This is a genomic window from Actinomadura oligospora ATCC 43269 (assembly GCF_000518265.1).
In the GTDB taxonomy this organism is placed as follows: domain Bacteria; phylum Actinomycetota; class Actinomycetes; order Streptosporangiales; family Streptosporangiaceae; genus Spirillospora; species Spirillospora oligospora.
On sequence record NZ_KI912410.1, the window covers coordinates 1079122 to 1105608 of the forward strand.

The 26487-nt window shown below is 72.4% G+C and carries 19 protein-coding genes; 14 read left to right on the forward strand and 5 right to left on the reverse strand.

Annotated features, from left to right (window positions below):
- Positions 1 to 100: 100 nt before the first annotated feature.
- A complete protein-coding gene (locus tag P696_RS0136745; RefSeq protein WP_026416223.1) occupies positions 101 to 724 on the forward strand; it encodes a hypothetical protein in 624 nt (207 codons plus the stop codon).
- A gap of 52 nt (positions 725 to 776) precedes the next feature.
- Here the strand turns inward: P696_RS0136745 and P696_RS0136750 are convergent, their stop codons facing one another.
- On the reverse strand, positions 777 to 1421 hold the full coding sequence (locus P696_RS0136750) for a LuxR C-terminal-related transcriptional regulator (RefSeq protein ID WP_026416224.1): 645 nt from the start codon (positions 1419 to 1421) through the stop codon (positions 777 to 779).
- Positions 1394 to 2674: a sensor histidine kinase gene (locus P696_RS0136755; RefSeq protein ID WP_245627948.1), complete on the reverse strand. Its 1281-nt coding sequence runs from the start codon at positions 2672 to 2674 to the stop codon at positions 1394 to 1396. Before P696_RS0136755 ends, P696_RS0136750 begins: the two co-directional genes overlap by 28 nt.
- Positions 2675 to 2853: 179 nt before the next feature.
- On the opposite strand from P696_RS0136755, the gene P696_RS50575 reads away from it, so the two are divergent.
- The 6 genes from P696_RS50575 to clpX all read left to right on the forward strand — a co-directional run bounded on the left by P696_RS50575 (position 2854) and on the right by clpX (position 13059).
- A complete protein-coding gene (locus P696_RS50575) occupies positions 2854 to 5034 on the forward strand; it encodes an MMPL family transporter (protein ID WP_034488465.1) in 2181 nt (726 codons plus the stop codon).
- 94 nt (positions 5035 to 5128) lie between these two features.
- Positions 5129 to 7660, forward strand: coding sequence for a Tex family protein (locus P696_RS0136765; protein ID WP_084338713.1), 2532 nt, complete (start codon positions 5129 to 5131; stop codon positions 7658 to 7660).
- A gap of 814 nt (positions 7661 to 8474) precedes the next feature.
- On the forward strand, positions 8475 to 9965 hold the full coding sequence (gene tig, locus P696_RS0136770) for a trigger factor (RefSeq protein WP_026416227.1): 1491 nt from the start codon (positions 8475 to 8477) through the stop codon (positions 9963 to 9965).
- A 290-nt stretch (positions 9966 to 10255) separates the two neighbouring features.
- A complete protein-coding gene (locus tag P696_RS0136775; RefSeq protein WP_034488956.1) occupies positions 10256 to 10888 on the forward strand; it encodes a ClpP family protease in 633 nt (210 codons plus the stop codon).
- Positions 10889 to 10918: 30 nt separating this feature from the next.
- Positions 10919 to 11596: an ATP-dependent Clp protease proteolytic subunit gene (locus P696_RS0136780; RefSeq protein ID WP_034488467.1), complete on the forward strand. Its 678-nt coding sequence runs from the start codon at positions 10919 to 10921 to the stop codon at positions 11594 to 11596.
- Between the two features lie 188 nt (positions 11597 to 11784).
- On the forward strand, positions 11785 to 13059 hold the full coding sequence (gene clpX / locus P696_RS0136785) for an ATP-dependent Clp protease ATP-binding subunit ClpX (protein ID WP_026416230.1): 1275 nt from the start codon (positions 11785 to 11787) through the stop codon (positions 13057 to 13059).
- Positions 13060 to 13182: 123 nt separating this feature from the next.
- Here clpX and P696_RS0136790 read toward each other — a convergent pair whose 3' ends face one another.
- On the reverse strand, positions 13183 to 13866 hold the full coding sequence (locus tag P696_RS0136790; RefSeq protein WP_051468601.1) for a response regulator: 684 nt from the start codon (positions 13864 to 13866) through the stop codon (positions 13183 to 13185).
- Between the two features lie 84 nt (positions 13867 to 13950).
- Entirely contained in the window at positions 13951 to 14799 is an 849-nt protein-coding gene (locus P696_RS53345; protein WP_026416232.1) for a hypothetical protein, read from the reverse strand.
- A 73-nt stretch (positions 14800 to 14872) separates the two neighbouring features.
- On the opposite strand from P696_RS53345, the gene P696_RS0136800 reads away from it, so the two are divergent.
- From P696_RS0136800 to P696_RS0136820, 3 genes are all read left to right on the forward strand, one after another.
- The gene (locus tag P696_RS0136800) at positions 14873 to 17500 is read left to right on the forward strand and encodes a valine--tRNA ligase (protein WP_026416233.1); all 2628 of its coding nucleotides are present in this window, start codon (positions 14873 to 14875) and stop codon (positions 17498 to 17500) included.
- Between the two features lie 402 nt (positions 17501 to 17902).
- On the forward strand, positions 17903 to 18619 hold the full coding sequence (locus P696_RS58955) for a ComEA family DNA-binding protein (RefSeq protein ID WP_157430125.1): 717 nt from the start codon (positions 17903 to 17905) through the stop codon (positions 18617 to 18619).
- A gap of 74 nt (positions 18620 to 18693) precedes the next feature.
- Positions 18694 to 19443: a hypothetical protein gene (locus P696_RS0136820; protein ID WP_026416234.1), complete on the forward strand. Its 750-nt coding sequence runs from the start codon at positions 18694 to 18696 to the stop codon at positions 19441 to 19443.
- A gap of 24 nt (positions 19444 to 19467) precedes the next feature.
- Here P696_RS0136820 and P696_RS0136825 read toward each other — a convergent pair whose 3' ends face one another.
- On the reverse strand, positions 19468 to 20667 hold the full coding sequence (locus tag P696_RS0136825; protein ID WP_026416235.1) for a folylpolyglutamate synthase/dihydrofolate synthase family protein: 1200 nt from the start codon (positions 20665 to 20667) through the stop codon (positions 19468 to 19470).
- A gap of 162 nt (positions 20668 to 20829) precedes the next feature.
- On the opposite strand from P696_RS0136825, the gene P696_RS0136830 reads away from it, so the two are divergent.
- From P696_RS0136830 to ndk, 4 genes are all read left to right on the forward strand, one after another.
- On the forward strand, positions 20830 to 22200 hold the full coding sequence (locus P696_RS0136830; protein ID WP_051468706.1) for a bifunctional folylpolyglutamate synthase/dihydrofolate synthase: 1371 nt from the start codon (positions 20830 to 20832) through the stop codon (positions 22198 to 22200).
- On the forward strand, positions 22197 to 22523 hold the full coding sequence (locus P696_RS0136835; RefSeq protein WP_026416237.1) for a DUF4233 domain-containing protein: 327 nt from the start codon (positions 22197 to 22199) through the stop codon (positions 22521 to 22523). The genes P696_RS0136830 and P696_RS0136835 overlap by 4 nt, the downstream gene beginning before the upstream one ends.
- Positions 22524 to 22632: 109 nt before the next feature.
- Entirely contained in the window at positions 22633 to 25653 is a 3021-nt protein-coding gene (locus P696_RS0136840) for a hypothetical protein (protein ID WP_026416238.1), read from the forward strand.
- 66 nt (positions 25654 to 25719) lie between these two features.
- Entirely contained in the window at positions 25720 to 26130 is a 411-nt protein-coding gene (ndk, locus tag P696_RS0136845) for a nucleoside-diphosphate kinase (RefSeq protein ID WP_026416239.1), read from the forward strand.
- The last annotated feature ends 357 nt before the right edge of the window (positions 26131 to 26487 follow it).

Here is a 26487-nt window from a genome sequence, read left to right on the forward strand (position 1 = left end):
CGTCGCTTTTCTCCCTCTTGTCCCACTCGTCAAGATCCGTTGATATTCGGACGTTCGCCGTATTTGCTCCGCGGCGACCCGTCCGGCCTGCCGCCCGGACGTGACGCTCGCGCCGCTCGGCCCGGCGACCATCACGCTGCCGATCACGCCGTCCTCGTCGGTCCCGGCGTACCTGGTGCCGCCCGGCACCCGGTCGCTGTCGCTGGCCGCGCAGTCCAGCACCCCGGCGCAGGTCGAACTGCAGGGCCCGGCCGGTCAACCGGACGTGTTCGGCGACCTCGCCTCGGCGAGGAAGGGCGACCTGACCTCGATCGCGCGCGTCAGCGAGGCGGGCGGACGGCACGTCCTCGCGCGCGGGTTCTGGTTCAGCTACGTCCAGCAGATCGGCCCGTTCGCGGGTCCGGCGCCGTCCGGCACCAGCACGCTCGCCGCGCTGGCGAAGACCCAGCCGTGGGACACCACGGTGACCTCCCCGGCCGGTGACCCGTACAAGACGGCCATCACCGGGAACTTCGACCCGAACGGCACCCCGGTCGTCGTCCAGCCGGGCAAGAGCGGCAAGGTGTCGGTGACGATCACGCCGACGGCCAAGCCCGGAACGGTCGTGAACGGCGTGCTCTACCTGGTGACCTCACCGGTGGGCGCGTTCAACGGCCAGTTCGGCGCGATCTACAACGGCGGTGACGTCCTCACCGCGATCCCCTACTCCTACACCGTCGGCTGACCCCGACCCGCGAGAGAGGGGCCGTCCCGGGAAGGGGCGGCCCCTTCGCGCGTCAGGCGTGCAGGTAGGCGAGGACGGCCAGCACGCGCCGGTTGTCGTCCTCCGACACCGGCAGGCCGAGCTTGGCGAAGATGTTCGCGGTGTGCTTGGTGACGGCCTTCTCGGTGACGAACATCTTCCCGGCGATCGCGGCGTTCGACCGTCCCTCGGCCATCAGCTCCAGCACCTCGCGCTCGCGCGGCGTCAGCGCCTTCAGCGGCTCCTCGCGCGACCGGCGGGTCAGCAGCTGGGACACCACGTCCGGGTCGAGCGCCGTCCCGCCGTCCGCGACGCGCCGCACCGCCTCCACGAACTGCTTCACGTCGGACACGCGGTCCTTCAGCAGGTAGCCGATGCCGCCGGAGCTGTCGGACAGCAGCTCGCGCGAGTACAGCTGCTCCACGTGCTGCGACAGCACCAGGACGGGCAGCCCGGGGATCTCGCGCCGCGCGTCCAGCGCCGCCCGCAGCCCCTCGTCGGTGAACGTCGGCGGCAGCCGGACGTCCACGACCGCCACGTCCGGACGGTGCTCCACCAGGGCCCGCTTCAGCGACGGCCCGTTGTCCACGGCCTCGACGACCTCGAACCCGTAGGCCGACAGCAGCCGGATCAGGCCGTCCCGCAGCAGCGCTAGGTCTTCGGCGATGACAACGCGCACGGCAGCTCCATGGTCACGACGGTCGGCCCACCCTCGGGGCTGGCGACCGCCATGGTGCCGTCGAAGGCCGCCAGGCGGCGCGTGATGCCCCGCATCCCGGTGCCCCGCCCGGGATCGGCGCCGCCGCGCCCGTCATCCCCGACGATCATCACGAGCGCGGTGCCATTGTGCCGGATGTCCACCCACGCCCGCTCCGCGTCCGCGTGCTTCACGACGTTCGCGAGCATCTCGGCGACCGCGAAGTACGCTGCGGACTCGACCGGGGGAGCGGCCCGTCCGGGAACGTCCACGGCCACCTCGACCGGCATCGGCAGGCTCAGCGTGAGCGCCCGGACGCCGCCGTCCAGGCCGCGCTCGGCGAGCACCGGCGGGTGGATGCCGCGGACCAGGTCGCGCAGCTCGGTGAGGGCCGTCCCGCTCGCCTCCCGCGCCTCGACCAGCAGCCGCACCGCCGTGTCCGGGTCGTCCTTCACCATCTGCTCGGCGAGGCCGATGTGCATCGCGAGCGCGACGAGCCGGGCCTGCGGGCCGTCGTGCAGGTCGCGCTCGATGCGGCGCAGCTCGGCGGCCGAGGTGTCCACGGTCTCCGACCGGGTCTCGGTCAGCTCCCGGACGCGCTCCTCCAGCCGTCCCCGGGTCGGCCCGAGCATCGACCGGTTGACGAGCGCGTACGCCCGCATGATGGACGGCCCGGCCAGCCAGCCCACGAGCACCAGCGTCGACCCGAGCAGCGCGCAGCCGAACGAGCCGAGCAGGCCGTAGTCGCCGAGCGGCCAGAACGGCCCCCACCCGAACGTCCGCAGGTCGGGCATCCAGGGCATCACCAGGACGCCTTCCAGCCCGTAGACGACCAGCGCGGCGGGCAGCCCGGCCAGCAGCAGCCCGGTCACCGAGTTCACGGCCGTCCAGAGCATGTCGCGCCAGGACGCCGGGTCCCGCAGCAGCCACCACACCCGGCCGCCGCCGGTCACCTCCGCGGGCCTCGGCCGGTACGGGACGGGGATCTCGACCCCCGACCAGTCCCGCGCCCAGCGCCGCTGCTGGTTCGCCAGGCCGCGCACCGCGACCAGCACCGGCGGCAGCAGCGCCAGCCCCACCCCGAGCGGGACGAGCGCGAGCGAGACCAGCAGGAGGATCGCCAGCGGCAGGTTCGCGACCTGGGCCAGCAGCGCCTGGAGCAGGCTGCGTCCGACCGCGAGCCCGGCCACGCCCGCCTGCTCGCGGGTCTCGCCGTCCACATGCTCGCCGTTCACAGGCCCATTGTGCCCGGACGGCGCATTCCGGGCAGGGGGCCTGGACCCCCCATCCCGAAGGTGGACTTTGGCCTACCCCGAAGAGGACGTGGCCCCACTGTCCCGGAGCCCGCGCCGCACGAGCATCGAACCGTCGTTGAAAGCAGGACGGTCGAACGGAACGGGATGGTGCCGGGCTCATGAGCAGGCGATCGGTGACGGTGCAGGTGGCCCGCTGGAGCGCGGGCCACCCTTGGAGGGCGATCGGGCTGTGGATCGTCTTCGTGGTGGCGTGCGTGGTGCTCGGGGGCGCCCTCGGCACGAACAAGGCGACCGACCTCGACCAGGCCGCTCGGGACGCGGGGACCGCCGGACGCGTCGCGCACGACCACGGAGTGACCCCGCCCGCGGTGGAGAACGTGGTGATCACGTCCCGGTCCGGGCCGCTGCCCCAGGCCGAGGCGCGGACGGCCGCCGCCGAGGTGACCACCGCCCTGCGCGGGATCCCGCAGGTCACGAAGGTGGACGCGCCCGTCCTGAGCAAGGACGGCACGACGCTCATGGTCCCGGCGACCGTGGCGGGCGACCCGCTCACCGCCAAGGACCGCGTCAAGCCGCTGCTCGACCGGACGGCCGACGTCCAGAAGAGGTTCCCCGCGCTGCGCGTCGAGCAGACCGGCGGCGCGTCCATCGGCAGGGACATGTCCGAGCTCATCGCGAAGGACCTGATCCGCGCGGACGGCATCGGCTTCCCGGTGACGCTGCTGATCCTGATCGTGGCGTTCGGCGCCCTGATCGCCGCGGGCGTCCCGGTGCTGCTCGCGATCACCGCGATCGCCGGCGCGACCGGGCTGACCGCGCTGGTCTCCCACCTCGTCCCGATGTACGACACGGCGAGCAGCATGACCATGCTCATGGGGATGGCCGTCGGCGTCGACTACTCGCTGTTCTACCTGCGCCGCGAGCGCGAGGAGCGGCTGCGCGGCGCGGGCCACCGGGACGCCATCGAGATCGCCGCCGCGACCTCCGGGCACGCGGTCGTGGTGTCGGGCGTCGCGGTGATCGTCGCGATGGCCGGGATGTTCCTCACCGGCAACGTCATCTTCACCTCGCTCGCGACCGCCGCGATCGTCGTGGTCGCGGTCGCCATGCTCGGCTCGCTGACCGTGCTGCCCGCCGTCCTCGCCAAGCTCGGCCCGCGCGTGGACCGGCCGCGCGTCCCGGTGCTGTGGCGGCTGACCGCGACCCGCGAGAACCCGCGCCTGTGGCCCGCGCTGCTGCGCCCGGCGCTGCGGCACCCGGCGATCACGCTCGTCCTGGCCGTCGTCGCGCTCCTCGCCCTCGCCGTCCCCGCGCTCGACATGAAGCTGCGGTCGACCACGACCGACCAGCTCCCGCGCGCCATCCCGGCCCTGCGGACCTACGACCGCCTGGTCGCCGCGTTCCCGGACAGGTCGACCGAGCACCAGATCGTCGTCCGGACGACCCCGGACCGGGCCCGCGAGGTCCACGCCGCCCTGACCGGCCTCGCGGCCGGCGCCGCCGGCGACCGCCTGTTCGTCGCCCGCGGGCCGCGTCCGGACATCCGGGCCTCCGCGGACGGACGCGTCCAGATGCTCACGCTCGCCACCCCCTACGGCATGAACAGCGCCCAGGCACGCGACGCGGTCGCCCGGCTCCGCGACGACCTCGTCCCGGCCACCGCCGGGAAGGTCGCCGGAGCCGAGACCTGGGTCGGCGGGGACGCCGCCGCCTCGGTCGACTTCGGCGGGCAGATGTCCGACCGGACACCGCTGGTCGTCGCGTTCGTCCTCGGCCTGAGCTTCCTGATGACGACCGTGATCTTCCGCTCGGTGGTCGTCGCGCTGACCGCGATCCTGGTGAACCTGCTGTCGGTCGGGGCCTCGTTCGGCGCGCTCGTCCTGATCTTCCAGCACACCTGGCTGGAGGGGGCGCTCGGCTTCCGCAGCACCGGCACGATCGTCGCCTGGATCCCGCTCTTCCTGTTCGCGGTCCTGTTCGGGCTGTCCATGGACTACCACGTCTTCCTGGTCAGCCGGATCCGCGAGGCCGCCCGGGCTGGGCTCCCGACCCGCCGCGCCGTCGCCGAGGGCATCACCGGCTCGGCCGGGACGGTGACCGGCGCCGCGGTGATCATGATCTCGGTCTTCGCGATCTTCGGGGCGCTGCGCCTGATGGAGATGAAGGAGATGGGCGTCGGGCTCGCCGTGGCCGTCCTCATCGACGCCGTGGTGATCCGGATCATCGTCCTGCCCGCGCTGATGGTCCTGCTCGGACGCGCGAACTGGTGGCCGGGCCCGCTGTCGAGGAGGCGCCCGGCGCCGGGCGACCGGATCGCCCCGCGCATGCCGGTGGGCTGACCAGGGCCTCCCATCCCGGGTGATCTCCACCGATCGGGGACGAGACCGTCCGGGAACCGGGGCTGACGCGACAAGCGGCCCCGGTTCCTGGACAATGCACGGGCGACATCCCGGGGAGAAAGCGAATCGATACGTGACAGTCACCAGCCAGAACGCCGCCGAGCAGGCCGAGCCGCGGCCCATCACCGAGCGGATCGCAGGCGAGCTCGGCGTCAGGGAGGGGCAGGTGCGGGTCGCCGTCGAGCTGCTCGACGGCGGGTCCACCGTCCCGTTCATCGCCCGGTACCGCAAGGAGGCGACCGGCGCGCTCGACGACACCCAGCTCCGCGACCTGGAGGAGCGGCTCCGCTACCTCCGCGAGCTGGACGAGCGGCGCGGCGCGATCCTGGAGTCGATCGACGGTCAGGGCAAGCTCACCGATGAGCTGAGGGCCCAGATCATGGCGGCCGACTCCAAGGCCCGGCTGGAGGACATCTACCTCCCGTACAAGCCCAAGCGCCGCACCAAGGCCCAGATCGCCCGCGAGGCCGGCCTGGAGCCCCTCGCGAACCTGCTGCTGGACGACCCGACCCACGACCCGGCCGAGTCCGCCGCCGGCTACGTGGACGCCGAGAAGGGCGTCGCCGACGCGACCGCCGCCCTGGAGGGCGCCCGCGCCATCCTGGTCGAGCGGTTCGCCGAGGACGCCGACCTCATCGGCTCCCTGCGCGAGCGCATGTGGACCAGCGGACGCGTCGTCGCCAAGGTCCGCGAAGGCAAGGAGGAGGCGGGCGCGAAGTTCTCCGACTACTTCGACTTCGCCGAGCCGTTCGCCAAGCTGCCGTCGCACCGCATCCTCGCCCTCTTCCGCGGCGAGAAGGAGGAGGTCCTCGACCTCGACCTCCAGCCCGAGATGGAAGAGGCCGACCCGGCCGTCCGGACCGGCTACGAGACCGAGATCGCCGCGCAGTTCCGGATCACCGACCAGGGCCGTCCGGCCGACAAGTGGCTGCAGGACGCCGTCCGCTGGGCCTGGCGCACCCGGATCCTGGTCCACCTCGGCATCGACCTGCGCACGCGCCTGCGCCAGGACGCCGAGGACGAGGCCGTCCGCGTCTTCGCCGGGAACCTCAAGGACCTGCTGCTCGCCGCGCCCGCCGGGACCCGCGCCACGATGGGCCTCGACCCGGGCCTGCGCACCGGCGTGAAGGTCGCGGTCGTCGACGCCACCGGCAAGGTCGTCGCGACCGACACGATCTACCCGCACGAGCCGCGCCGCCAGTGGGACGCCTCGCTCGCCACCCTCGCCAGGCTGGCGAAGGAGCACAAGGTCGACCTGATCGCGATCGGCAACGGCACCGCGTCCCGCGAGACCGACAAGCTCGCCGCCGACCTGATCGCCGCGAACCCCGACCTCAAGCTCACCAAGATCATGGTGTCGGAGGCGGGCGCGTCGGTGTACTCGGCGTCCGCCTACGCCGCCCGCGAGCTGCCCGACCTGGACGTGTCCCTGCGCGGCGCGGTCTCCATCGCCCGCCGCCTCCAGGACCCGCTCGCCGAGCTGGTCAAGATCGACCCGAAGTCCATCGGCGTCGGCCAGTACCAGCACGACGTGTCCGAGCTGAAGCTGTCCCGCTCCCTGGACGCCGTGGTCGAGGACGCCGTGAACGCGGTCGGCGTGGACGTCAACACCGCGTCCGCACCGCTGCTGACCCGGGTGTCCGGCATCGGCGAGAGCCTGGCCGCCTCGATCGTCGCGCACCGCGACGACAACGGCCCGTTCCGCACCCGCGACGGCCTGCGCGGCGTGGCCCGGCTCGGCCCCAAGGCGTTCGAGCAGTGCGCGGGCTTCCTGCGCATCCCCGGCGGGGACGACCCGCTCGACGCCTCGGCCGTCCACCCCGAGTCGTACCCGGTCGTCCGGCGCATCCTGGACGCCGCGGGCACCGACATCAAGGCCCTGATCGGCAACACCGCGACGCTGCGCTCCCTCAGGCCGCAGCAGTTCGTGGACGACACGACCGGCCTGCCGACCGTCACCGACATCCTGTCCGAGCTGGAGAAGCCGGGCCGCGACCCGCGTCCCGCCTTCAAGACGGCCACCTTCAAGGAGGGCGTCGACAAGCTCGCCGACCTCGAGGCCGGGATGATCCTGGAGGGCGTGGTCACCAACGTCGCCGCCTTCGGCGCGTTCGTCGACGTCGGCGTCCACCAGGACGGCCTGGTCCACATCTCGGCCATGTCCAGCAAGTTCGTCGAGGACCCGCGCGACGTCGTCAAGCCCGGCGACATCGTCCGCGTCAAGGTCCTGGACGTCGACCTCCAGCGCAAGCGCATCTCCCTCACCCTCCGCCTGGAGGACGAGACCGAGCGCCAGAAGCCCGCCGACCGCCAGCGCGGCGGCGGAGGCGGAGGCCAGCGGGGCGGCGGACAGCGCGGCGGTGGCGGCCAGCGCGGCGGTGACCAGCGTGGAGGCGGCCAGCAGCGTCGCCAGGGCGGCGGCGGCAACGGCGGCGGCAACGGTGGCAGCGGAGGGCGCGGCCGTCAGGGCGGAAGCGCCCCCGTCGGCAACAGCGCCATGGCCGACGCCCTGCGCCGCGCGGGCCTCGACAAGGGCCTCCCCAAGCAGGACCGCCGGGGCAAGTGACCGACGCCAACCCGCTTTGAATGAACTTCCGGGCCGTGTCCTCGTCTGACGCCGAGGACACGGCCCGGAAGCCTTCGGAAGGCGCGGATCCCGTGTGGTCGGCACGCGATCCGCGCGTGGTCTGAGAAGGGTCAGCCCGAAACGGCCCGCCCGTAGTCGGCACAGAAACGGGACCATCGGAACGCCCCCGCGCCGACCGGCCCGCTCCGGGTCATGCCCGGCCCCGCGCCCTGCGCCATCTGGCCCGCCGCGCTCTCACCGCCCCGCGCGCTCCTCCGGAACCACGGTGAATTCCCGTTCGAACCAGGCCATGTCCCCTCCACTGAGCCCGGAAGCCCCGAATGGATCCTAACCGTGCCTGCTACCTTCTTCCCGCGAATGGCGACAAAAGCGGACGCCGCAGAAGTAAGCGCAGAGTTAATGTAGCGCTAGAAAGGTAAGGGCGGGGGCGGGAAAGCCGGGGACAGAATTCCGTGCCCGTGGTGCCGCGGACCGAACCCGCCCGGCACGACCGGCGGGAGGAACCGGCAGGCGGGCGGGGAAGGGCGTGCGGCGACCTGGAGACGCGCGGATGCCACCGAGTCGCACCTGGTAACGTCCGGGGGGTTGACCGGACGCCGGGGACCGCAGGGTCCCGAAGGACCCGCCGATGTCCGCAGTTCCCCCGGTTACCCCATAGACTTGGCGCGCATGGGCGCGGAGCCGTTTTTTCGGCGTGCCCGCCCTGTTCGCGAGCCAGAGAGACTGACAGAGGCTGAGCAAGCGCGTCGAACGCCGCGGCCGAGACAGTGCCCGATCAAGGAGACCTACCCCAGTGAAGACCGATGTCGAGGAGCTGACCCCCACCCGGGTCAAGCTCACCGTCGAGGTTCCGTTCGACGAGCTCAAGCCGAACCTCGACAAGGCGTACCAGGAGATCTCGCGTCAGGTGCGGATCAAGGGCTTCCGGCCCGGCAAGGTCCCCGCCCGCCTGATCGACCAGTACGTGGGGCGTGGCGCGGTCCTCCAGGAGGCCGTCAACGACGCCCTGCCCGAGCTCTACGGCCGCGCCGTCGAGGAGAAGGAGATCTTCGTCCTCGGCCAGCCGGACGTCGAGGTCACCGAGCTCGACGACAACGAGAAGTTCGCCTTCACCGCCGAGGTCGACATCCGGCCGAAGTTCGACGTGCCGGACTACGACGGCCTCGAGGTCGTCGTCGAGGACGCCGAGGTGACCGACGAGAAGGTCGCCGAGACCCTCGACACCCTCCGTGAGCGCTTCGCCTCGCTGACCACGGTCGAGCGCGCCGCCGAGAAGGGCGACTTCGCCACCATCGACATCTCCGCCGAGACCGAGGGCGAGTCGGTCGAGGACGCGGCCACCACCGGCTTCTCCTACGAGGTCGGCAGCGAGGGCGCCATCGAGGGCCTGGACGAGGCCGTCACCGGCCTGTCCGCCGGCGAGTCCAAGACCTTCTCCTCCAAGCTGGTCGGCGGCGAGAAGGCCGGCGAGGACGCCGAGATCACCGTCACCGTCCAGTCGGTCAAGGTCAAGGACCTGCCCGAGGCCGACGACGAGTTCGCGCAGCTCGCCTCCGAGTTCGACACCATCGACGAGCTCCGCGAGGACGTCCGCACCCGGCTCGGCCGCCAGGTCCGCATGCAGCAGCTGTCCGACGCCCGCGACAAGGCGCTCGAGGCCCTGCTGGAGAAGGTCGAGATCCCGCTGCCCGACGCCGTCGTCCAGCAGGAGATCGACCGCCGCTACCAGCAGCTCGAGCAGCAGCTGCAGATGGCGGGCATGACCAAGGCCGACTACCTCAAGGACGAGGAGAAGTCCGAGGAGGACTTCGACCAGGAGGTCAGGGACGCCTCGGCGCTCGCGGTCAAGGGCGGCTTCGTCCTCGACCAGCTCGCCGTCCAGGAGGAACTGGGCGTCGAGAACGAGGAACTCAGCGAGTACGTCGTCACCCAGGCGATGCAGATGGGCGTCGCGCCCCAGCAGCTCGCCCAGTACCTCACCGAGAACAACCAGCTCCCGGCGATCGTCTCCGAGGTCCTGCGCAGCAAGGCCCTCAACCTGATCGTCGAGCACATCGTGCTGAAGACCGAGTCCGGTGAGACCCTCGACGTCGAGGCCATCCAGCGCGAGCTGAACGGCGACACCGTCGAGGCCGGCGAGGACGTGGCCGAGGAGGCCCAGGAGATCGCCGACGTCGCCGCCGACGCGGACGCCGCCGCCGAGGCCGACCGCGAGGAGGCCCAGGAGGCCAACGCCGAGGCCGAGGCCGCCGCCGAGGCCGAGGAAGGCAAGAAGGACGCCTGACGCGCCCTCCGAGCCGCCTCGCCGGCGCCTCCGACGAGGTTCTGACGAGGTCCTGACACGCCGAGCGCCCCGCAACCCCCACCAGGGTTGCGGGGCGCTCGGCGTTCCAGCCCGTTCGTCCCGCGGCGCCCACGCGGGGCCCCACGCCGCCTCCTACGCGACGGGGGCCGGTTCTCGCCATCGGTACGCCCCTGGCGAAAAGCAGGGCCCTCGGGCTTAACCGGGGTCGCGGGCGCGTTAATGTCCAATCATCCGAACCGATTAAAGGACCGGAGGAACACCCGGTGAGCATGCCTCCGACTTTCGACGAGTCGTCCCGGATCCAGGCGCGGGTGGCCGAGGCGCCGCTGCTGCCCCTGGGCGACCAGCTCTTCCAGCGGCTGCTGCGCGAGCGGATCGTCTTCCTCGGCCAGCAGGTGGACGACGACATCGCCAACCGCATCTGCGCCGAGCTGCTCCTGCTCTCGGCCGAGGACGGCCGCCGCGACATCACGCTCTACATCAACTCGCCCGGCGGCTCGGTGACGGCCGGCATGGCGATCTACGACATCATGCAGTACGTCCCGAACGACATCGTCACGGTCGGAATGGGCCTGGCGGCGTCGATGGGGCAGTTCCTGCTCTGCGCGGGCACCCCGGGCAAGCGGTACGCCCTGCCCCACGCCCGGATCATGATGCACCAGCCGTCCGGCGGCATCGGCGGCACGGCGTCCGACATCAAGATCCAGGCCGAGCAGATGCTGTACGTCAAGAAGACGCTCGCCGAGAAGATCGCCGTCCACACCGGCCAGCCGCTGGAGCAGATCGAGCGCGACTCCGACCGGGACCGCTGGTTCACCGCCGAGGCGGCCAAGGACTACGGCTTCGTCGACCACGTGGTGCTCAGCGCCAACCAGGTGCCCTCCGAGGGCACGGTCAGCTGACGAATTCATCCCGAAGCGGAGGCAGAGCAAGTGAGCGAACTGTACCGGCCCCAGATCCAGGCGGGCGGATCCGGCGCGGTGATGCCGGTGGACAACCGTTACATCATCCCGTCCTTCGTCGAGCGCACCACGTACGGGGTCAAGGAGATGAACCCGTACAACAAGCTCTTCGAGGAGCGGATCATCTTCCTCGGCGTGCAGATCGACGACGCCTCGGCGAACGACGTGATGGCGCAGCTCATCACGCTGGAGTCGATCGACCCGGACCGCGACATCAGCATCTACATCAACTCGCCGGGCGGTTCCTTCACCGCCATGACGGCGATCTACGACACGATGCAGTTCGTCAAGCCGGACATCCAGACGGTCTGCATCGGCCAGGCGGCCTCGGCCGCGGCCGTGCTGCTCGCCGCGGGCACCCCCGGCAAGCGCGCGGCGCTGCCGAACTCGCGGATCCTGATCCACCAGCCGGCGACCGAGGGCAGCTACGGCCAGTCGTCCGACATCGAGATCCAGGCCCGCGAGATCATGCGGATCCGCGAGCAGCTCGAGGACATCCTGGCCAAGCATTCCGGGCGGGACCTGGAGGAGGTCCGCCGGGACATCGAGCGGGACAAGATCCTCACGGCCCAGGAGGCCAAGGACTACGGCCTGATCGACGATGTCTTCGTCAGCAGGAAGCGCAAAGCCGAGGTAGTGTCGTCCTGATACGGCGCTGACGGCGTCCCCTCTGGGAGGGCGCGTTGGGCCCCCGCCCGGCGACGGTAGCGGGCGGGGGGCTTAACAACCCACCGCGAGGCGGTAACGTCGAATCCAACGCCTGGAGCCTCCGGGACCAGACCCAGCCGCAGCGGATGGCCGAACAGGCCGCGGCCCCACGAAAAGGAGACAGTTGGGTGGCACGCATCGGCGACGGTGGTGACCTGCTCAAGTGCTCGTTCTGCGGGAAGAGCCAGAAGCAGGTCAAGAAGCTCATCGCGGGTCCGGGCGTGTACATCTGCGACGAGTGCATCGATCTCTGCAACGAGATCATCGAGGAGGAGCTCTCCGAGACCTCCGATCTCAAGTGGGACAGCCTGCCCAAGCCGCGGGAGATCTACGAGTTCCTCGACTCCTACGTGATCGGGCAGGAGACGGCCAAGAAGGCCCTCTCGGTCGCCGTCTACAACCACTACAAGCGGATCCAGTCCGGTGACACGGGCTCGGGCGACGGTGTCGAGCTGGGGAAGTCGAACATCCTGCTCCTCGGCCCCACCGGATCGGGCAAGACGCTGCTCGCGCAGACGCTCGCCAAACTCCTCAACGTCCCGTTCGCGATCGCGGACGCCACGGCGCTGACGGAGGCCGGTTACGTCGGCGAGGATGTCGAGAACATCCTGCTGAAACTGATCCAGGCGGCCGACTACGACGTCAAGAAGGCCGAGACCGGGATCATCTACATCGACGAGGTCGACAAGATCGCCCGCAAGAGCGAGAACCCGTCGATCACCCGCGACGTCTCGGGCGAGGGCGTCCAGCAGGCGCTGCTGAAGATCCTGGAGGGCACCACCGCGAGCGTCCCGCCGCAGGGCGGCCGCAAGCACCCGCACCAGGAGTTCATCCAGATCGACACCACGAACGTGCTGTTCATCTGCGGCGGCGCGTTCGCCGGGCTCGAGAAGATCGTCGAGTCCCGGGTCGGCAAGCAGGGCATGGGCTTCGGCGCGGTGATCCGCTCCAAGTCCGACTTCGACACCTCGGCCGCCGTGCTCGGCGACGTCATGCCGGAGGACCTGCTGAAGTTCGGGATGATCCCCGAGTTCATCGGCCGCCTACCGGTGATCACCAGCGTCCACAACCTGGACCGCGAGGCCCTGATCAACATCCTCACGGTGCCGAAGAACGCGCTGGTCCGCCAGTACCACCGGCTCTTCGAGCTGGACGGGGTCGACCTGGAGTTCACCGACGACGCCCTCGAGGCCATCGCCGACCAGGCCATCCTGCGCGGCACCGGCGCCCGCGGCCTCCGCGCGATCATGGAGGAGGTCCTCCTCTCGGTGATGTACGAGGTCCCGTCCCGGCAGGACGTGGCCCGCGTCGTCATCACCCGCGAGGCCGTCCTCGAGCACGTCAACCCGACGCTCGTCCCGCGCGAACGCAACAAGCGCGAACCCCGCGAGAAGAGCGCCTAGCACCTCGGGAAGGCCCGCCACCTCCGTGGCGGGCCTTTCGCGTGCCCGGGAACGTGTCAGCCCCGGCCCCGTGCGGCGCGCTCAGCCCCGTGCGGCGCGCTCAGTGCCGGGAACGCGGGGGTTTCAGCCCTTGCCGGACTCGCCGAGACCGGCCTCCCGCGCCATGACGATGGCCTGGGCGCGGTCCGCCACCTGCAGTTTCATGAAGATGTTGGACACGTGGTTGCGGACGGTCTTGGTGGACAGGAACAGCGCGGACGCGATGTCGGCGTTGCCGCGGCCCTGCGCGATGAGCTCCAGCACCTCGCGTTCCCGCTCGGTGAGCTGGGGGAACGCGTTCTGCCGGGGGTGTGGCATGCCCGCGAAGTAGGTGAGGACGCGCCGGGCGATCTCCGGGCCGTAGATGGCCTCGCCCGCGGCGACGGCGCGGACGGCGCGCGCGATCTCCTCGGCGCCGGACTCCTTGAGCAGGTAGCCGCGGGCGCCAGCGCGCATCGCGGCGAACACCGAGTCGTCGTCCTGGAACATGGTGAGGACCAGGACACCGGTGCGGGGGGTGGTGCGGGTGATCGTGCGGGTGGCCTCCAGGCCGTTCCCGCCGGGCATGTGCAGGTCCATGACGACCACGTCCGGCCGCAGCTCGGCGGCCAGCCGGACCGCGTCCGGGCCGCTCTCGGCCTCGCCGACGACCTCGACGCCGAGCGCCTGGAGGAGGCCGCGCAGGCCCTGCCGGAACACGGGGTGGTCGTCGCTGATCAGCACCCGGATCGGTCCGTTGCCGGTCGCGGCGCCGGTTGCGGTGTCCATGGGCTCGTCCTCCGGAGGCCGCGTCCCCCTACCCGTGCGACGGCGGCCGTCGCCGCGCGGGTAGGGGGATGGTACCCGTGACGGCTACTTCTTCTGCTCCACCGCGTCCCGGAAGGTCCGCATCAGGGCGGCGGTGTCGCTGATCGAGGATCCCGGCTTGGTCGGGACGATCGCGCCGAAGCTGCTGCTGGTCGCCCAGGCGCACTCGGTGATGGTGATCCCGGCCGAGTGGAGCTGGAAGCAGCCCGCCTTGCCGCCGTGCGACCCGGGCTCGACGTCCTCCACGGTGGTGCCGCTGGTGCTGGCGGACGACCGGATGCCCTTCATGAACGTGTCCGGGCTCCCGATCGGGCCGGTGCCGCCGAAGAAGATCACGCCGGTACTGCCGGTGAGCCCGCCGCTGCTGCCCGAGTCCTTGTAGAACGCCGAGCTGACATCGGTGACCTTGCCGTGGGTCATCGTCCGCATCTGCGTCTTGAGGTTGTCCATCTTGGTCGCGAGCTGCGACTCCATGGACGCGTCGCGGCTGCGCCCGGCCACGCTGGCGGGCGTGCTGATGGAGTACTTGTCGCCCCCGGCGCCGCTGAGCGCGACGACCGCGACCACCGCGATGATCACCAGGACGAGGCCGCCGCCGACCAGGCCGATGACGAGCCCGGCCTTGGACTTGCGCGGCGGGACCCCGGGCGGGCCGAACCCGGGCTGCGGCGGGGCGAAGCCGCCGGGCGGCTGGCCCCAGCCGGGCTGGTCCTGCTGGGCCCATCCCGGCTGGGCGGGCGGCGGGCCCTGCGGGGCGGGGGGCGCCTGCTGGCCGTATCCGGGCTGCTGGCCGTAACCTGGCTGGCCGTAGGGGTTGGGGGCCCCGCCGGGGGCGGGCGGGTAACCGCCGGGATTGCCTCCCGGCGACTGGGGCGGAGGGTTCCAGCCGCTCACGTTCTCTCCTAGATCCTTGATCTCTCTTGACCCCGCACGTTATACGTGTCGGCGACCCGTAGAATCAGGGGCCGTGACTCAGCCCAGCAACGATCCCGGCAACGAGCGCGGCGAGAACCCGGCCGCCGACGTCGATCTGCCCACCCAGTACCAACCGGCGAACGTCGAGGGCAGGCTCTACGAGCGCTGGGTATCGGCGGGCTACTTCACGGCGGACCCGGCCCGCAACCCCGCGGCTCCCGCCTACTCGATCGTCATCCCGCCGCCGAACGTGACCGGCTCCCTCCACATGGGCCACGCCCTGGACCATTCGATCCAGGACACGCTGGTCCGCCGCCGCCGCATGCAGGGCCACGAGGTCGCCTGGATCCCCGGCATGGACCACGCGGGCATCGCGACCCAGAACGTGGTCGAGCGCGAGCTCGCCAAGGAGGGCCTGTCCCGGCACGACCTCGGCCGCGAGGCGTTCGTCGAGCGGGTCTGGCAGTGGAAGGGCGAGTCCGGCGGCCGGATCCTCGGCCAGATGCGCCGCCTCGGCGACTCGGTCGACTGGACGCGCGAGGCGTTCACCATGGACGAGCCGCGCGCCCGCGCCGTCCGGACGATCTTCAAGCGGCTGTTCGACGACGGCCTGATCTACCGCGCCGAGCGCATCATCAACTGGTGCCCGCGCTGCCTCACCGCCCTGTCCGACATCGAGGTCGAGCACTACGACCGCGAGGGCGAGCTGGTCTCGATCCGCTACTCCGACGAGATCGTCGTCGCGACCACCCGCGCCGAGACGATGCTCGGCGACACCGCCGTGGCCGTCCACCCGGACGACGAGCGGTACCGGCACCTGGTCGGGACGACCGTGGAGCTGCCGCTGACCGGCCGCCGCATCCCGGTCGTCGCCGACGAGCACGTCGACCCCGGGTTCGGCACCGGCTGCGTCAAGGTCACCCCGGCGCACGACCCGAACGACTTCGAGATCGGCCGCCGCCACGACCTGCCGACCCTGTCGGTCATGGACGAGCGCGGCGTGATCACCGCGCACGGCCCGTTCCAGGGCATGGACCGGTTCGAGGCGCGTCCCGCCGTCGTCGCCGCGCTGCGCGAGGACGGACGGATCGTCAAGGAGGTCCGTCCCTACGAGCACGCGGTCGGGCACTGCCAGCGCTGCTCCACGGTCGTCGAGCCGCGCGTGTCGCTGCAGTGGTTCGTCAAGGTCGAGCCGCTGGCGAAGGCCGCGGGCGACGCCGTCCGCGACGGCCGCGTCGCGATCCACCCGCCGGAGATGGCGCCCCGCTACTTCGAGTGGGTCGACAACATGCACGACTGGTGCATCAGCCGCCAGCTGTGGTGGGGGCACCGCATCCCGGTCTGGTACGGCCCGGACGGCGAGACCGTCTGCCCCGGCCCGGACGATGAGCCCCTCGCCGGCTGGACGCAGGACACCGACGTCCTCGACACCTGGTTCTCCTCGGCGCTGTGGCCGTTCTCGACGCTCGGCTGGCCCGATGCGGACGCCGCCGACCTCAAGCGGTTCTACCCGACGTCCGTGCTGGTCACGGGGTACGACATCCTGTTCTTCTGGGTCGCCCGGATGATGATGTTCGGCCTCTACGCGATGGACGGCGTCCAGCCGTTCCACACGATCGCGCTGCACGGCATGGTCCGCGACCAGCACGGCAAGAAGATGTCGAAGTCGTTCGGCAACGTCGTCGACCCGCTCGACTGGATCGACCGGTACGGCGCGGACGCCACGCGCTTCACGCTGCTGCGCGGCGCCAACCCCGGCGGCGACGTCCCGGTCGCCGAGGACTGGGCGCAGGGCTCGCGCAACTTCTGCAACAAGCTCTGGAACGCCACCCGGTTCGCGATGATCAACGGCGCGCACGTGCGGGGCGGGCTGCCCGCCGAGGTCTCGACCGTGGACGCCTGGATCCTGTCCCGGCTCCAGCAGGTCGTCGCCGACGTGGACGGCCACCTGGAGTCCTTCGACTTCGCCAAGGCGTGCGAGACGCTGTACCACTTCGCGTGGGACGAGGTCTGCGACTGGTACGTGGAGCTCGCGAAGGTCCAGCTGGCCGACGAGCGGGCCGGGGCGACCCAGCGGGTCCTCGGCGAGGTGCTCGACAAGCTGCTCCGCCTGCTGCACCCGGTGATCCCGTTCGTCACCGAGGAGCTGTGGACGTCCCTGACCGGCGAGGAGACGATCATCCGCGCCGCCTGGCCCGCCGCCGACCCGGCGCGCGAGGACAAGGCCGCCGAGCTCACCGTCGAGTCGCTGCAGCGGCTGGTCACCGAGGTCCGCCGGTTCCGCGCCGACCAGGGCCTGAAGCCCGGCCAGAAGGTCGCCGCCGCGCTCGAGTGGAGCGACTCGCCGCTGCGCGGCCACGAGGAGGGCGTCCGGGCGCTGCTCCGCCTCACCCCGCCCGAGGACGGCTTCTCCGCCACGGCGTCGCTGCCCGTCGAGGGTGTGGTCGTCCGGCTCGACACGGCGGGCACGATCGACGTCGCGGCCGAGCGCAAGCGGCTGGAGAAGGACCTGGCCGCCGCCCGCAAGGAGGTCGAGCAGACCTCGAAGAAGCTGGCGAACGAGGCGTTCATGGCCAAGGCCCCCGACGCCGTCGTCGCGAAGAACCGCGGCCGTCTCGCGCAGGCCGAGGCCGACATCGCGCGGCTGGAGGCCCAGCTCGCGGCCCTGCCCGCCGCCTGACGCACCGCTTCGGCGCTCGCCCCCGTCCCGGGTTCCGGGGCGGGGGCGACGTCGTTCCGGGAGGGGGTGGCGACGTCGTTTCGGGAACGGAATCGACCTCGGATCACTCGAAGGGGGTGGGCTTTCGTAAACTGTCGGTGTCGTCCGGGTCAGGTCCGGGTCAGTGCAGGGGGAGTGATGTCCGTGCCGCCGTCGCAGTCTCCCGATCCCACGCCACTGCGTCCCAAGGCGCCGGAGACCGCCCCCGAGTTCTCGGTTCCGGCCGTTCCCCAGCCTCCTGCGGTGGACGACCCCGCGCTTCCCGTGCCTGCGGAACCCGCGCGTCCGGCGCCCGCTCCGGCTCAGCCAGGGCCTTCAGGGCCGCCCGCGGCGGTCGTGCCGTCGGTTTCGGCCGAGGTCGTGATGCCACCGTCCGCGCCGGTCGAGCCCGAGCGGCCCGCCGCGCCGCCGAAGGACGCGCCGTCCACGTCGCAGCAGCAGCCGCCGATCGTGAACGTCAACGTGCATGTCCCGCCGACGCCACCGGTGCCGCCCGCGCACCCTGCGCCGCCGAGGCCGCCGAGGCCGCCGCGTCCGCACGAGGCCCCGCCTCCGCCGCGTCCGCCCGCCGGGCTGGACAACACCGCGCACGCGCTGCACCTGATCCTGACCGTGGTGACGTGCGGGCTCTGGATCCCCGTGTGGATCGTGCACGCGGTCGTCGCGGGCAACCGGCGTCCGCCGCTGCCGCCCACGCCGCCGCAGCCCTGGCAGCAGCCGATCAGCGCCGACCAGGCCAACCGCGCGGCCGTCCAGCACATGAACGCGCGGGCGCAGCGCCGCCGGGAGGCCCGCGCGCTCGCCTCCGACAACCCGCTGATGGCCCGCGAGCTGCGGATCGGACGCACCGACCTGGCGCCCGCGCAGCGCCCCTACGACGACGGCGGCCTGATCGACGTGAACGCCGTCCCCGCTCTGGAGCTGACCCGGTTCGGGCTGACGCCGGAGCAGGCGGAGAGGGTCGTGGAACTGCGCGAGGAGACCGGCGGGTTCAGCTCCGGCGAGGACCTCGCGGTCGTCTGCGACCTGCCGCCGCGGCTGGTGCCCGAGCTGGTGGAGTACGGGCTCTACTTGCGCTGATCTGGTCCGTTTCCCGGCGTGCCGAGGTCCCGGTGCGGATACGATCCTGCCGTCCTTCCGAGTGCAGGAGAGCGATGCCCGATTCGCCGGTCCCTCCGTCCCGCTGGGGCGATTCGCCGCCCTGGTGGCTGAATGCCGACGCGGTGGAGGCTCAGCCGCCGCCGTCGTCCGTCCCGTCCCGGGAGGGCGCGCCGCACAAGGCGGACGGTCCCCGATCCACCGCTCCGACGCCGGTGCTCGTCGAGCACGAACCCGCGTCTCGCGCGCCCGCGCGAGACGGCGGGGCACCCCGCCGCCGTCCGTGGCGGCGGATCGTGGTGGTCGGCGCGGTGGGCGGCCTCTTCGCGGTCGCCATCGCCGTGGCGGGCGGGACGCTCCTGCTGGGCGGCGACGACGGAGGTCCCGAGAAGCGGATCACGCTGCGGCCCGAGGCGGGCGGCCTGCGCCGGAACGCGTCCGACCCGGAGGCGAGCGTCGCCTACCCGTTCATCGTCGAGGCCGTGCGGCGTGGGAGCCTGTCGCGGACGCGCCAGACGTCGGCGGTCTACTCGGGGGCCGCGAGCAACGTCCTGTTCGTCGGCGGGACGGCCTCGATCGGCGACCCGATCGCCTTCCTCGACAGGGCGAAGCCGAACACCGTCCTGTCCTTCCAGCACGTCGGGCGGGGCGTGTGCGGGACGTTCGCCGTGCTGTCGGCGGTGCATCCGTACTGCGCCTGGGCGACGTCCGACTCGTACGGGTTCGTCGCGTCGAACCTTCCCGCGCAGAACACGACCGACCTTGCGAAGCTCGCCACGCGCCTGCGCGCCGACCTTGAGCGCTAGCCAGAGCGCCGGTCGACGAGCCGGTCAGGGGCCGTTGAAGAGCCGCTCGACGTCGGCGTCCAGGACGTCCAGGACGAGACCGGCGAAGTAGACGGTCCCCAGGGTCAGCAGGTGTGGCCCCAGGCCCGCCAGGCCGTCCATGGACAGCTCAGCGGCGTCGAGGACGTCCCAGGAGGACGGCAGCGGGCGGGAGAACCGCAGATGGGCGTGAGGGAGCCGGACGAACGTGACCGGCAGGCCGTCCAGCTCGGCGATCGCGCCGTCCAGGTCCTTGTGGTCGGGCAGGCAGAGCAGGACGTGATCGATCTCGCCGTCCCAGCGTGCCCGCGCGGCGTCCAGCGCCGCGGCGACCCCGGCCCGATTGATCGCCGAGTCGATGAGCACCTCGACGCCGTCCCGCCCGTGCGCGGAGAGCCGTCCAGGCAGAACGACCGTGCTCAGGACCTCGCGCACCCGCGCGTCCGCAGGAGGCCGTCCCAGGGCCTCGGCCAGGTGCAGGGCCGCCAGCACGCCGGTCCGGGCGTTCGCGCGGGAGAACCCTGGTGGGAGCACGTCGTCCCAGGGGCTGTCCACAGCCACCTGAATCTCACCTGTGGCGTCCAGCATGGCCCCGACCTCGGCCGACTGCGGCGTCGAGACCACCGCGCGCGTCTCCGGGACGATCACCGCGGCCTTCTCGGCGGCGATCTCCGTGACGGTGTCGCCCAGCACACCCACGTGCTCCGCGAAGATCGGCGTCACCGCGACGACCGACGCCGGGAAGAGGCTGATCTCGTCCGAGCCGCCGCCCATCCCCGCTTCCAGGACCACCACGTCCGCCCCCACCTCGCGCGCGTGCACGAGCCCGGCCAACGTGAACAGCCCGGCGGGGGAGAGATAGCCCTCGGACGCCTCTGGAAGCCCGTCCATCGCCTCGGACAGGCGTGAGGCCAGGGCGGCGAACTCCTCGGGGGAGACGGCACGTCCGTCCACCCGGATCCGGTCCCGGTTCGAGCGGTGCCCAGGGCTCATCACCGAAACCACCCGCAGCCCCGCCGCCGCAAGGGTCGCGGAGGCGTACGTCGCGGCCGTCCCCTTGCCCTTGGAACCGACCACGGCCAGCACCGGGACGCCGACCGGCAGGAGCCCCAGCGCCTCCGCCAGCTCGCGCGCCCGTGCGACGGAACGCCCCGAACCCGGACGCCGGGCCTCCCACTCGCGGAAGAACACCTGATCAACGGCCATTCGTCGGAGGATATCCACAGGAGTGCCGGGTGTGGACGGCCCTGTGGCAGGGCGCGAGTAGGCTTCCTGTGTCGGCAGAAACGCACCGCTGAACAGGCAGGAAAACAGGACGTGAGTCAGGTGACGGGGTCGTCGGACTACCGCGACACGATCGGCGCGATCATGAGCCGGGGGGTCGAGTGGGACATCGACCCGACCCTCGACCGGGTCCGTGACCTGGTGGACGTGCTGGGCGAGCCGCAGCGCTCCTACCCGGTGATCCACGTGGCGGGCACCAACGGCAAGTCGAGCACCGCGCGGCTGATCGAGGCGCTGCTGCGCGAGCGCGGCCTGCGCACGGGCCTGTACACCAGCCCCGAGCTGACCACCCTGCGCGAGCGCATCGCGATCGACGGCGAGCCGATCTCCGAGGACCGGTTCGTCGAGGTCTACGAGGACGTCAGGCCCTACGTCGACCTCATCGACGCCAAGAACGACGCGAAGCTGTCGTTCTTCGAGGTCCTGACGGCGATGGCGTTCGCGGCCTTCGCCGACGCGCCGGTCGACGTCGCGGTCGTCGAGGTCGGCATGGGCGGCTCCTGGGACGCCACCAACCTCGCCGACGGGGTCGTCGCCGTGATCACCCCGATCGGCCTCGACCACACCGCCTACCTGGGCGACACCGTCGAGGAGATCGCGGCCGAGAAGGCCGGGATCATCAAGCCCGGCCAGATCGTGGTCATGGAGCAGCAGCCGCTCCCGGCCGCCGAGGTGCTGCTGCGCAGGATCGGCGAGGCCGGTTCGCTCGCGGCGCGCGAAGGCATCGAGTACGGCGTCGTCCACCGGGACGTGGCGTTCGGCGGCCAGATGATCACCGTGCGCGGGCTGCACGGCGAGTACGACGAGATCTTCCTGCCGCTGTTCGGCGAGCACCAGGCCAGCAACGCGGCGACCGCGCTCGCGGCGGTCGAGGCGTTCGCCTCCGGCGCTCCGACCCGCGGCGAGCACAACCTCGAGGCCGCCACCCGCATCGCGGCGGGCGAGGACTACACCGGCGGCGGCGAGGGCCAGCTCGACCCGGCGCTCGTGCGCAGCGGGTTCGCCAAGTCCGGCTCGCCGGGCCGCCTGGAGGTCGCCCGCACCGGCCCGACCGTGCTGATCGACTCCTCGCACAACCCGGTCGGCATGGAGGCGACGGTCAACACGATCACCGAGTCGTTCGGTTTCACCCGGCTCGTCGGCGTCCTCGCGATCGCCGCCGACAAGGACATCGCGGGCGTGCTCGACCAGCTCGAGCCCGTCGTCGCCGAGCTGGTCGTGACCCGGAACTCCTCACCGCGCTCGCTGTCCGCGGAGGAACTCGGCGAGGTCGCCGAGGGCACGTTCGGCCCCGAGCGGGTGCACGTCGTCGACCGGCTCGACGACGCGATCGACCGCGCCATCGGCCTCGCCGAGGAGACCGGCGAGTACCGGGGCGCGGGCGTGCTGATCACCGGCTCGGTCACCACCGCGGGTGAGGCCCGCACCCTGCTGCGGGTGGGAGAGGGCCGATGAACCCGGAACGGCGTCTGTACTCGGCGGTCCTCGCCTGTGAGGCCGTCGTCATCGGGCTGGCGATCCCGGTCGCGATCTCGGTGCAGAAGGTCGACGGCTCGGTCGCGGGCTGGGTGGGCGGCACCCTGGCGGTGCTGTGCCTGCTGGCCTGCGGCGTCATGGGCCGTCCGTGGGGCTTCGCGGTCGGCACCGTCCTGCAGGTGCTGGTGCTCCTGACCGGCTTCATGGCCCCGATGATGTTCGTCCTCGGAGTGCTGTTCGGCGCTCTCTGGGGAACGGCTTTTTGGCTGGGACGCCAGGCGGAAAAGGCTCAGGCGCGCTAAATTCCCGGGGAAGGCAGCCGAATTCCGCCCGCCATAATTCGCCATTCCGAAATAGCGAACATTCTGGACATCATGATCTGGCGGGCGGCCTTTCCGTAGGAGCAAGGCCGTGTCCTCCTCGAGCGAACAGCCAAGCCGCCCGTCCCCGAACCCCGCCGACCCCGGCCCGGACACGGCCGACGGCTCCGTCCGTCCCGACGGCCCGACGGTGATCCTCCCGTCCGGCATCGCGCAGCCGGACGTCCCGCGCGACCAGGTCCCGCACCCGGACGGCTCGGTACCCCCGACGCCGCCCCGGGCCGAGCACGTCGAAGCCGACACGCCCGTCCGCCCGGACGGCCCCACGGTGATCCTCACGCCGAACCTCCTCCGGCCCACCGAGCACCCCGAGTCCGACATCCCTGCGCCCGTCCCCGCCGACGGCCCGCCCTCGGACCTCCCTTCCGGCCACCCGCCGACCCGCACCGCGCCGCCCCACGGGGACGCGCCGATCCCCACCGCCCCGCCGCCCGCCGACCCCCGGCACGCGGATGCCCCGGAACCCGCCGCCTCTTCCTGGGACGGCCATCGGCACGCGCATGTCCCGGAAGCCGCCGCCTCGCCTTGGGACGGCCATCGGCATGCGGATGTCCCGGATTCCGCTGCCCCGCCCTGGGATGACCACCGGCGTTCGGCCGTTCCGGATCCTGCCGCCTCGCCCTGGGCTGACCATCGGCGTACGGATGTGCCGGATTCCGCCGCCTCGGCCTGGGGCGAGCACCGGCACGCGGATGTTCCGGAATCTGCCGCCCCGCCTTGGGCTGAGAACCGGCAGGCGGACGTTCCGACGCCCGGCGCTCCGCCGCAGCCCGAAGCTCGCCGTCCGAGCCCTTCCGCTCCCTCGCAGGGCGAGCCCCAGCCGCCGTTCAACCCGGATCCCGCGCCCCTGCCGGACGAGTTCCCGCAGGTCAGTGCGCTGGACAGGGACGTGTGGCCGCTCAGCGCGCCGGAACCCGCCGCGCCTTCGCAGGCAGGCCGCTCGGCCGCCGACGCGCCTCCCGGCCGTGAGCCCTGGCACGCGGACGTCCCGGGTCCCGCCACCCCGCCTCAGGGCGAGTTCTTCCATCAGAACCCCCACACCCGCCCGGCCGACGAACTCCCGCCGCCGTTCAACCCGAATCCCGCGCCGCCGCTGGATGAGCTTCCGCAGTTCAGCGGCCCGTCGGGCGTCCTGCCGCCCCTTGGCGAGTCCCGGTACACCGGCGCGCCGCAACCCACCCCGCTCCCGCAGGCCGACCACGCACCCGCCGACGCGCCGCGCAGTCGTGACCCCTGGCAGGCGGATGCGCCGGAGCCCGTCCACCCGCCCCGGGACGCGGCCGTCGAGTCGAACGCGGCGAACCCGGCCACGTCTCCGCGCGAGTTCCCGCACGTCCACGGCCCGGAGGCCGAGAAGCTGCCTGGCCGTGAGGTTCGGCAGGTGGACGGCCCGGAGCCGGGCGCAGTGCCCGGTGGCGCCGTACCGGAGGACGATTCGGACGCCGCCGCGATGTTGCGTGGCGAGCGGGTGTGGGTGAAGGTGCCGGAGCCCGCCGCGCCCTCGCTGGCGGAGTCCCTGCTGGGGCAGGCGGCGTTGGCCGCCAAGCCTCCCAGCGAGGAACTCGGACGGCTGGTCGCGTCGGCGCGCACCTCCAAGACGAGGACGGCGGGGGCGCGGGAGGCGGCGGCGACGCTGGCGGTCCTCGCCGTGATCGTCGTGGCCGTGCCCGCGGCGGTGCTGGTGCTGCCGGACACCTCCGCCAACGTGATCGAGCAGGCCGGGCGTTCGCTCGGGCTCGGGCCCGGCGGGTATGCGGCGTTCCTGCGCGCCACCGGGATGAGCGTCCCGGTGCTGCTGGGCGCGGTGCCGGTCGGGGCGGTCGCGGCGCGGCGGTTCGGGGCCCGGCCGGTGCTGCTGGCGGGCGTCGCGCTGCTGCTGGCGGGGCTGCTCGGGGTCGGACGCGCCGACTCGGTCCCGCTGGTCGGGGCGGTGCGCGCGGCGCAGGGGATGGGCGCCGGGCTGATGCTGCCCGGGACCCTCGTCCTCGCCTGGGAGCGCGGCGGACGGCTCGCCTCCGCGCTCTGGTCGGGGGTGCTCGTCGCGTCCCTGGTCGGCGCGATGCCGCTCGCGCTCGCCCGCGTCCCGCTGCCGGACGGCGTCCCCGCTCCCGGGCACGTCACCGACTGGCGCGACGCGCTCGCGCCGTTCCCGTGGTGCGCCGCCGCCGTGGCGTGCGTCCTGCCGTTCTGCCTGCTCGTGCGCGGACGCCGAGGACGGCTGCCCGCGTCCAGGCACACCGAGCGCGGGCAGCTCGTCCTGCCGCTGGCCCCGGCGGCGGGGTTCGCGTTCATCGCGGTCGTCACCACCTACGGCTGGTCCCCGGGCGGACGGCTCGCGCTCGCCGGGCTGGCGCTGCTCGGCCTGGCCGGGCTCGCCCTCGTCGGCAGCCGGGACGCCACGGCGGGCAGCCCGCTCGGCGCGGCCGTCGTCATGGTCACGACCGGGCTGCTCGCCTACCCGGTCGCCGCGCCCCTCGCCGGGATCACCGCGGTCGCCGCCCGCAACGGGGACGGCACGTCCCCCACCACGTACCTGCCGTTCGCCATGGGGGCGGCGTCCGCGCTGGCCGGGGCCCTGCTCGCCGCGTGGCTGCCGAGGCACACCGCGCGCGTGGCGGTGCTCGCGGCACACGCGTTGCTCGTCCTCGCGACGCTGCCGTCGCTGTTCGTGGCCGCCGCGCACCTTCCGGACGCCGCGCACATCCCGGCCGTGGCGACCGCCTCGATGATCGCGCTCGGCGCGGGTGCCGGTCTCGCGCTCGCCATGTCCCTGCGCGAGGCGGGCGTCGCGGGCGCGCTGTTCGGGCTGTCGCTGTGCTTCCCCGCCATCCTCGTCGGCCAGCTCGTGGTCCTGTCGCTCCAGGCCGGATGGCTCCAGCCCGCGCCGACCAGTGCCGCGGCCCAGCTCGTCGCGCTGACCGGCGGCTACCGCGCCTGGCTCGCCGCCGCCGCCGTGCTCACCGTCCTGCTCGCCGCCGCCGGACGCGCCGCCACCCGCGGGCGCGCGAGGCCCGGCGCCAACCGGAGCAGAGCGGGCGCCTCGGTACAGTAAGCACTGGCGTTACGCCCGGCGCGGTCCGCGCCACCCACGATCCCGTTTTTCCTGAGGAGAATCTCCGTGTCCGAGCGCACTCTTGTCCTGGTCAAGCCCGACGGTGTCCGCCGCGGCGTGGTGGGCGAGGTCATCTCGCGGATCGAGCGCAAGGGCCTGAAGCTCGTGGCGCTGGAGCTCAAGACCCTCGCCCGTGAGACCGCCGAGTCGCACTACGAGGAGCACCGCGAGAAGCCGTTCTTCGGCGACCTGGTCGACTTCATCACCGGCGGCCCGCTGGTCGCGCTGGTCGTCGAGGGCCCGCGCTCCATCGAGGCGTTCCGCGCCCTGGCCGGCGCCACCGACCCGGTCTCGGCCACGCCCGGCACCATCCGCGGCGACTTCGCCCTGGAGATCGGCGAGAACATCGTGCACGGCTCCGACTCCACCTACTCCGCCGACCGCGAGATCAAGCTCTTCTTCCCCGAGCTGGGCTGACCCGCCCGAGCGGAACGACGGCACCCGGCGCCCGTCGCCGGACCGTCCGCCGACACGCCCCACCCGTGCCCCGGCGCGCCCCGCGCGCCGGGGCACGGCCATGTCCACGCCCGCCGCACCACCTTCGGTCACTGTCAGTGATCATCGGGGTCGGGTGCGGACGGGGGCGTGGCGTCGGTTCGCGGCGTGCCCGTGTTCGGGAGGGCCGGTGGTCGCGCGGTTCGCGGACGACCCGGTTTGACCGGGCGGGGTGGGGGTAGACACGCGGGTCTGAATCATTCGGACGCGCGGGTGTTTTTCGCGTAACGTGCCTGGTCACGGTGTGGAACCGGACAGCGTGCCGCCGGAGGGGCGACT

Excerpts from the sequence above, each read along its gene's own strand:
- P696_RS0136825 (WP_026416235.1), bottom strand. The coding sequence starts at position 20,667 with ATGGCCGTTGATCAGGTGTTCTTCCGCGAGTGGGAGGCCCGGCGTCCG.
- P696_RS0136790 (WP_051468601.1), bottom strand. The coding sequence starts at position 13,866 with ATGGACACCGCAACCGGCGCCGCGACCGGCAACGGACCGATCCGGGTG.
- P696_RS0136765 (WP_084338713.1), top strand. The coding sequence starts at position 5,129 with ATGCACGGGCGACATCCCGGGGAGAAAGCGAATCGATACGTGACAGTC.
- P696_RS0136820 (WP_026416234.1), top strand. The coding sequence starts at position 18,694 with ATGCCCGATTCGCCGGTCCCTCCGTCCCGCTGGGGCGATTCGCCGCCC.
- P696_RS50575 (WP_034488465.1), top strand. The coding sequence starts at position 2,854 with ATGAGCAGGCGATCGGTGACGGTGCAGGTGGCCCGCTGGAGCGCGGGC.
- P696_RS0136775 (WP_034488956.1), top strand. The coding sequence starts at position 10,256 with ATGCCTCCGACTTTCGACGAGTCGTCCCGGATCCAGGCGCGGGTGGCC.
- P696_RS58955 (WP_157430125.1), top strand. The coding sequence starts at position 17,903 with ATGCCACCGTCCGCGCCGGTCGAGCCCGAGCGGCCCGCCGCGCCGCCG.
- P696_RS0136830 (WP_051468706.1), top strand. The coding sequence starts at position 20,830 with ATGAGCCGGGGGGTCGAGTGGGACATCGACCCGACCCTCGACCGGGTC.
- P696_RS0136835 (WP_026416237.1), top strand. The coding sequence starts at position 22,197 with ATGAACCCGGAACGGCGTCTGTACTCGGCGGTCCTCGCCTGTGAGGCC.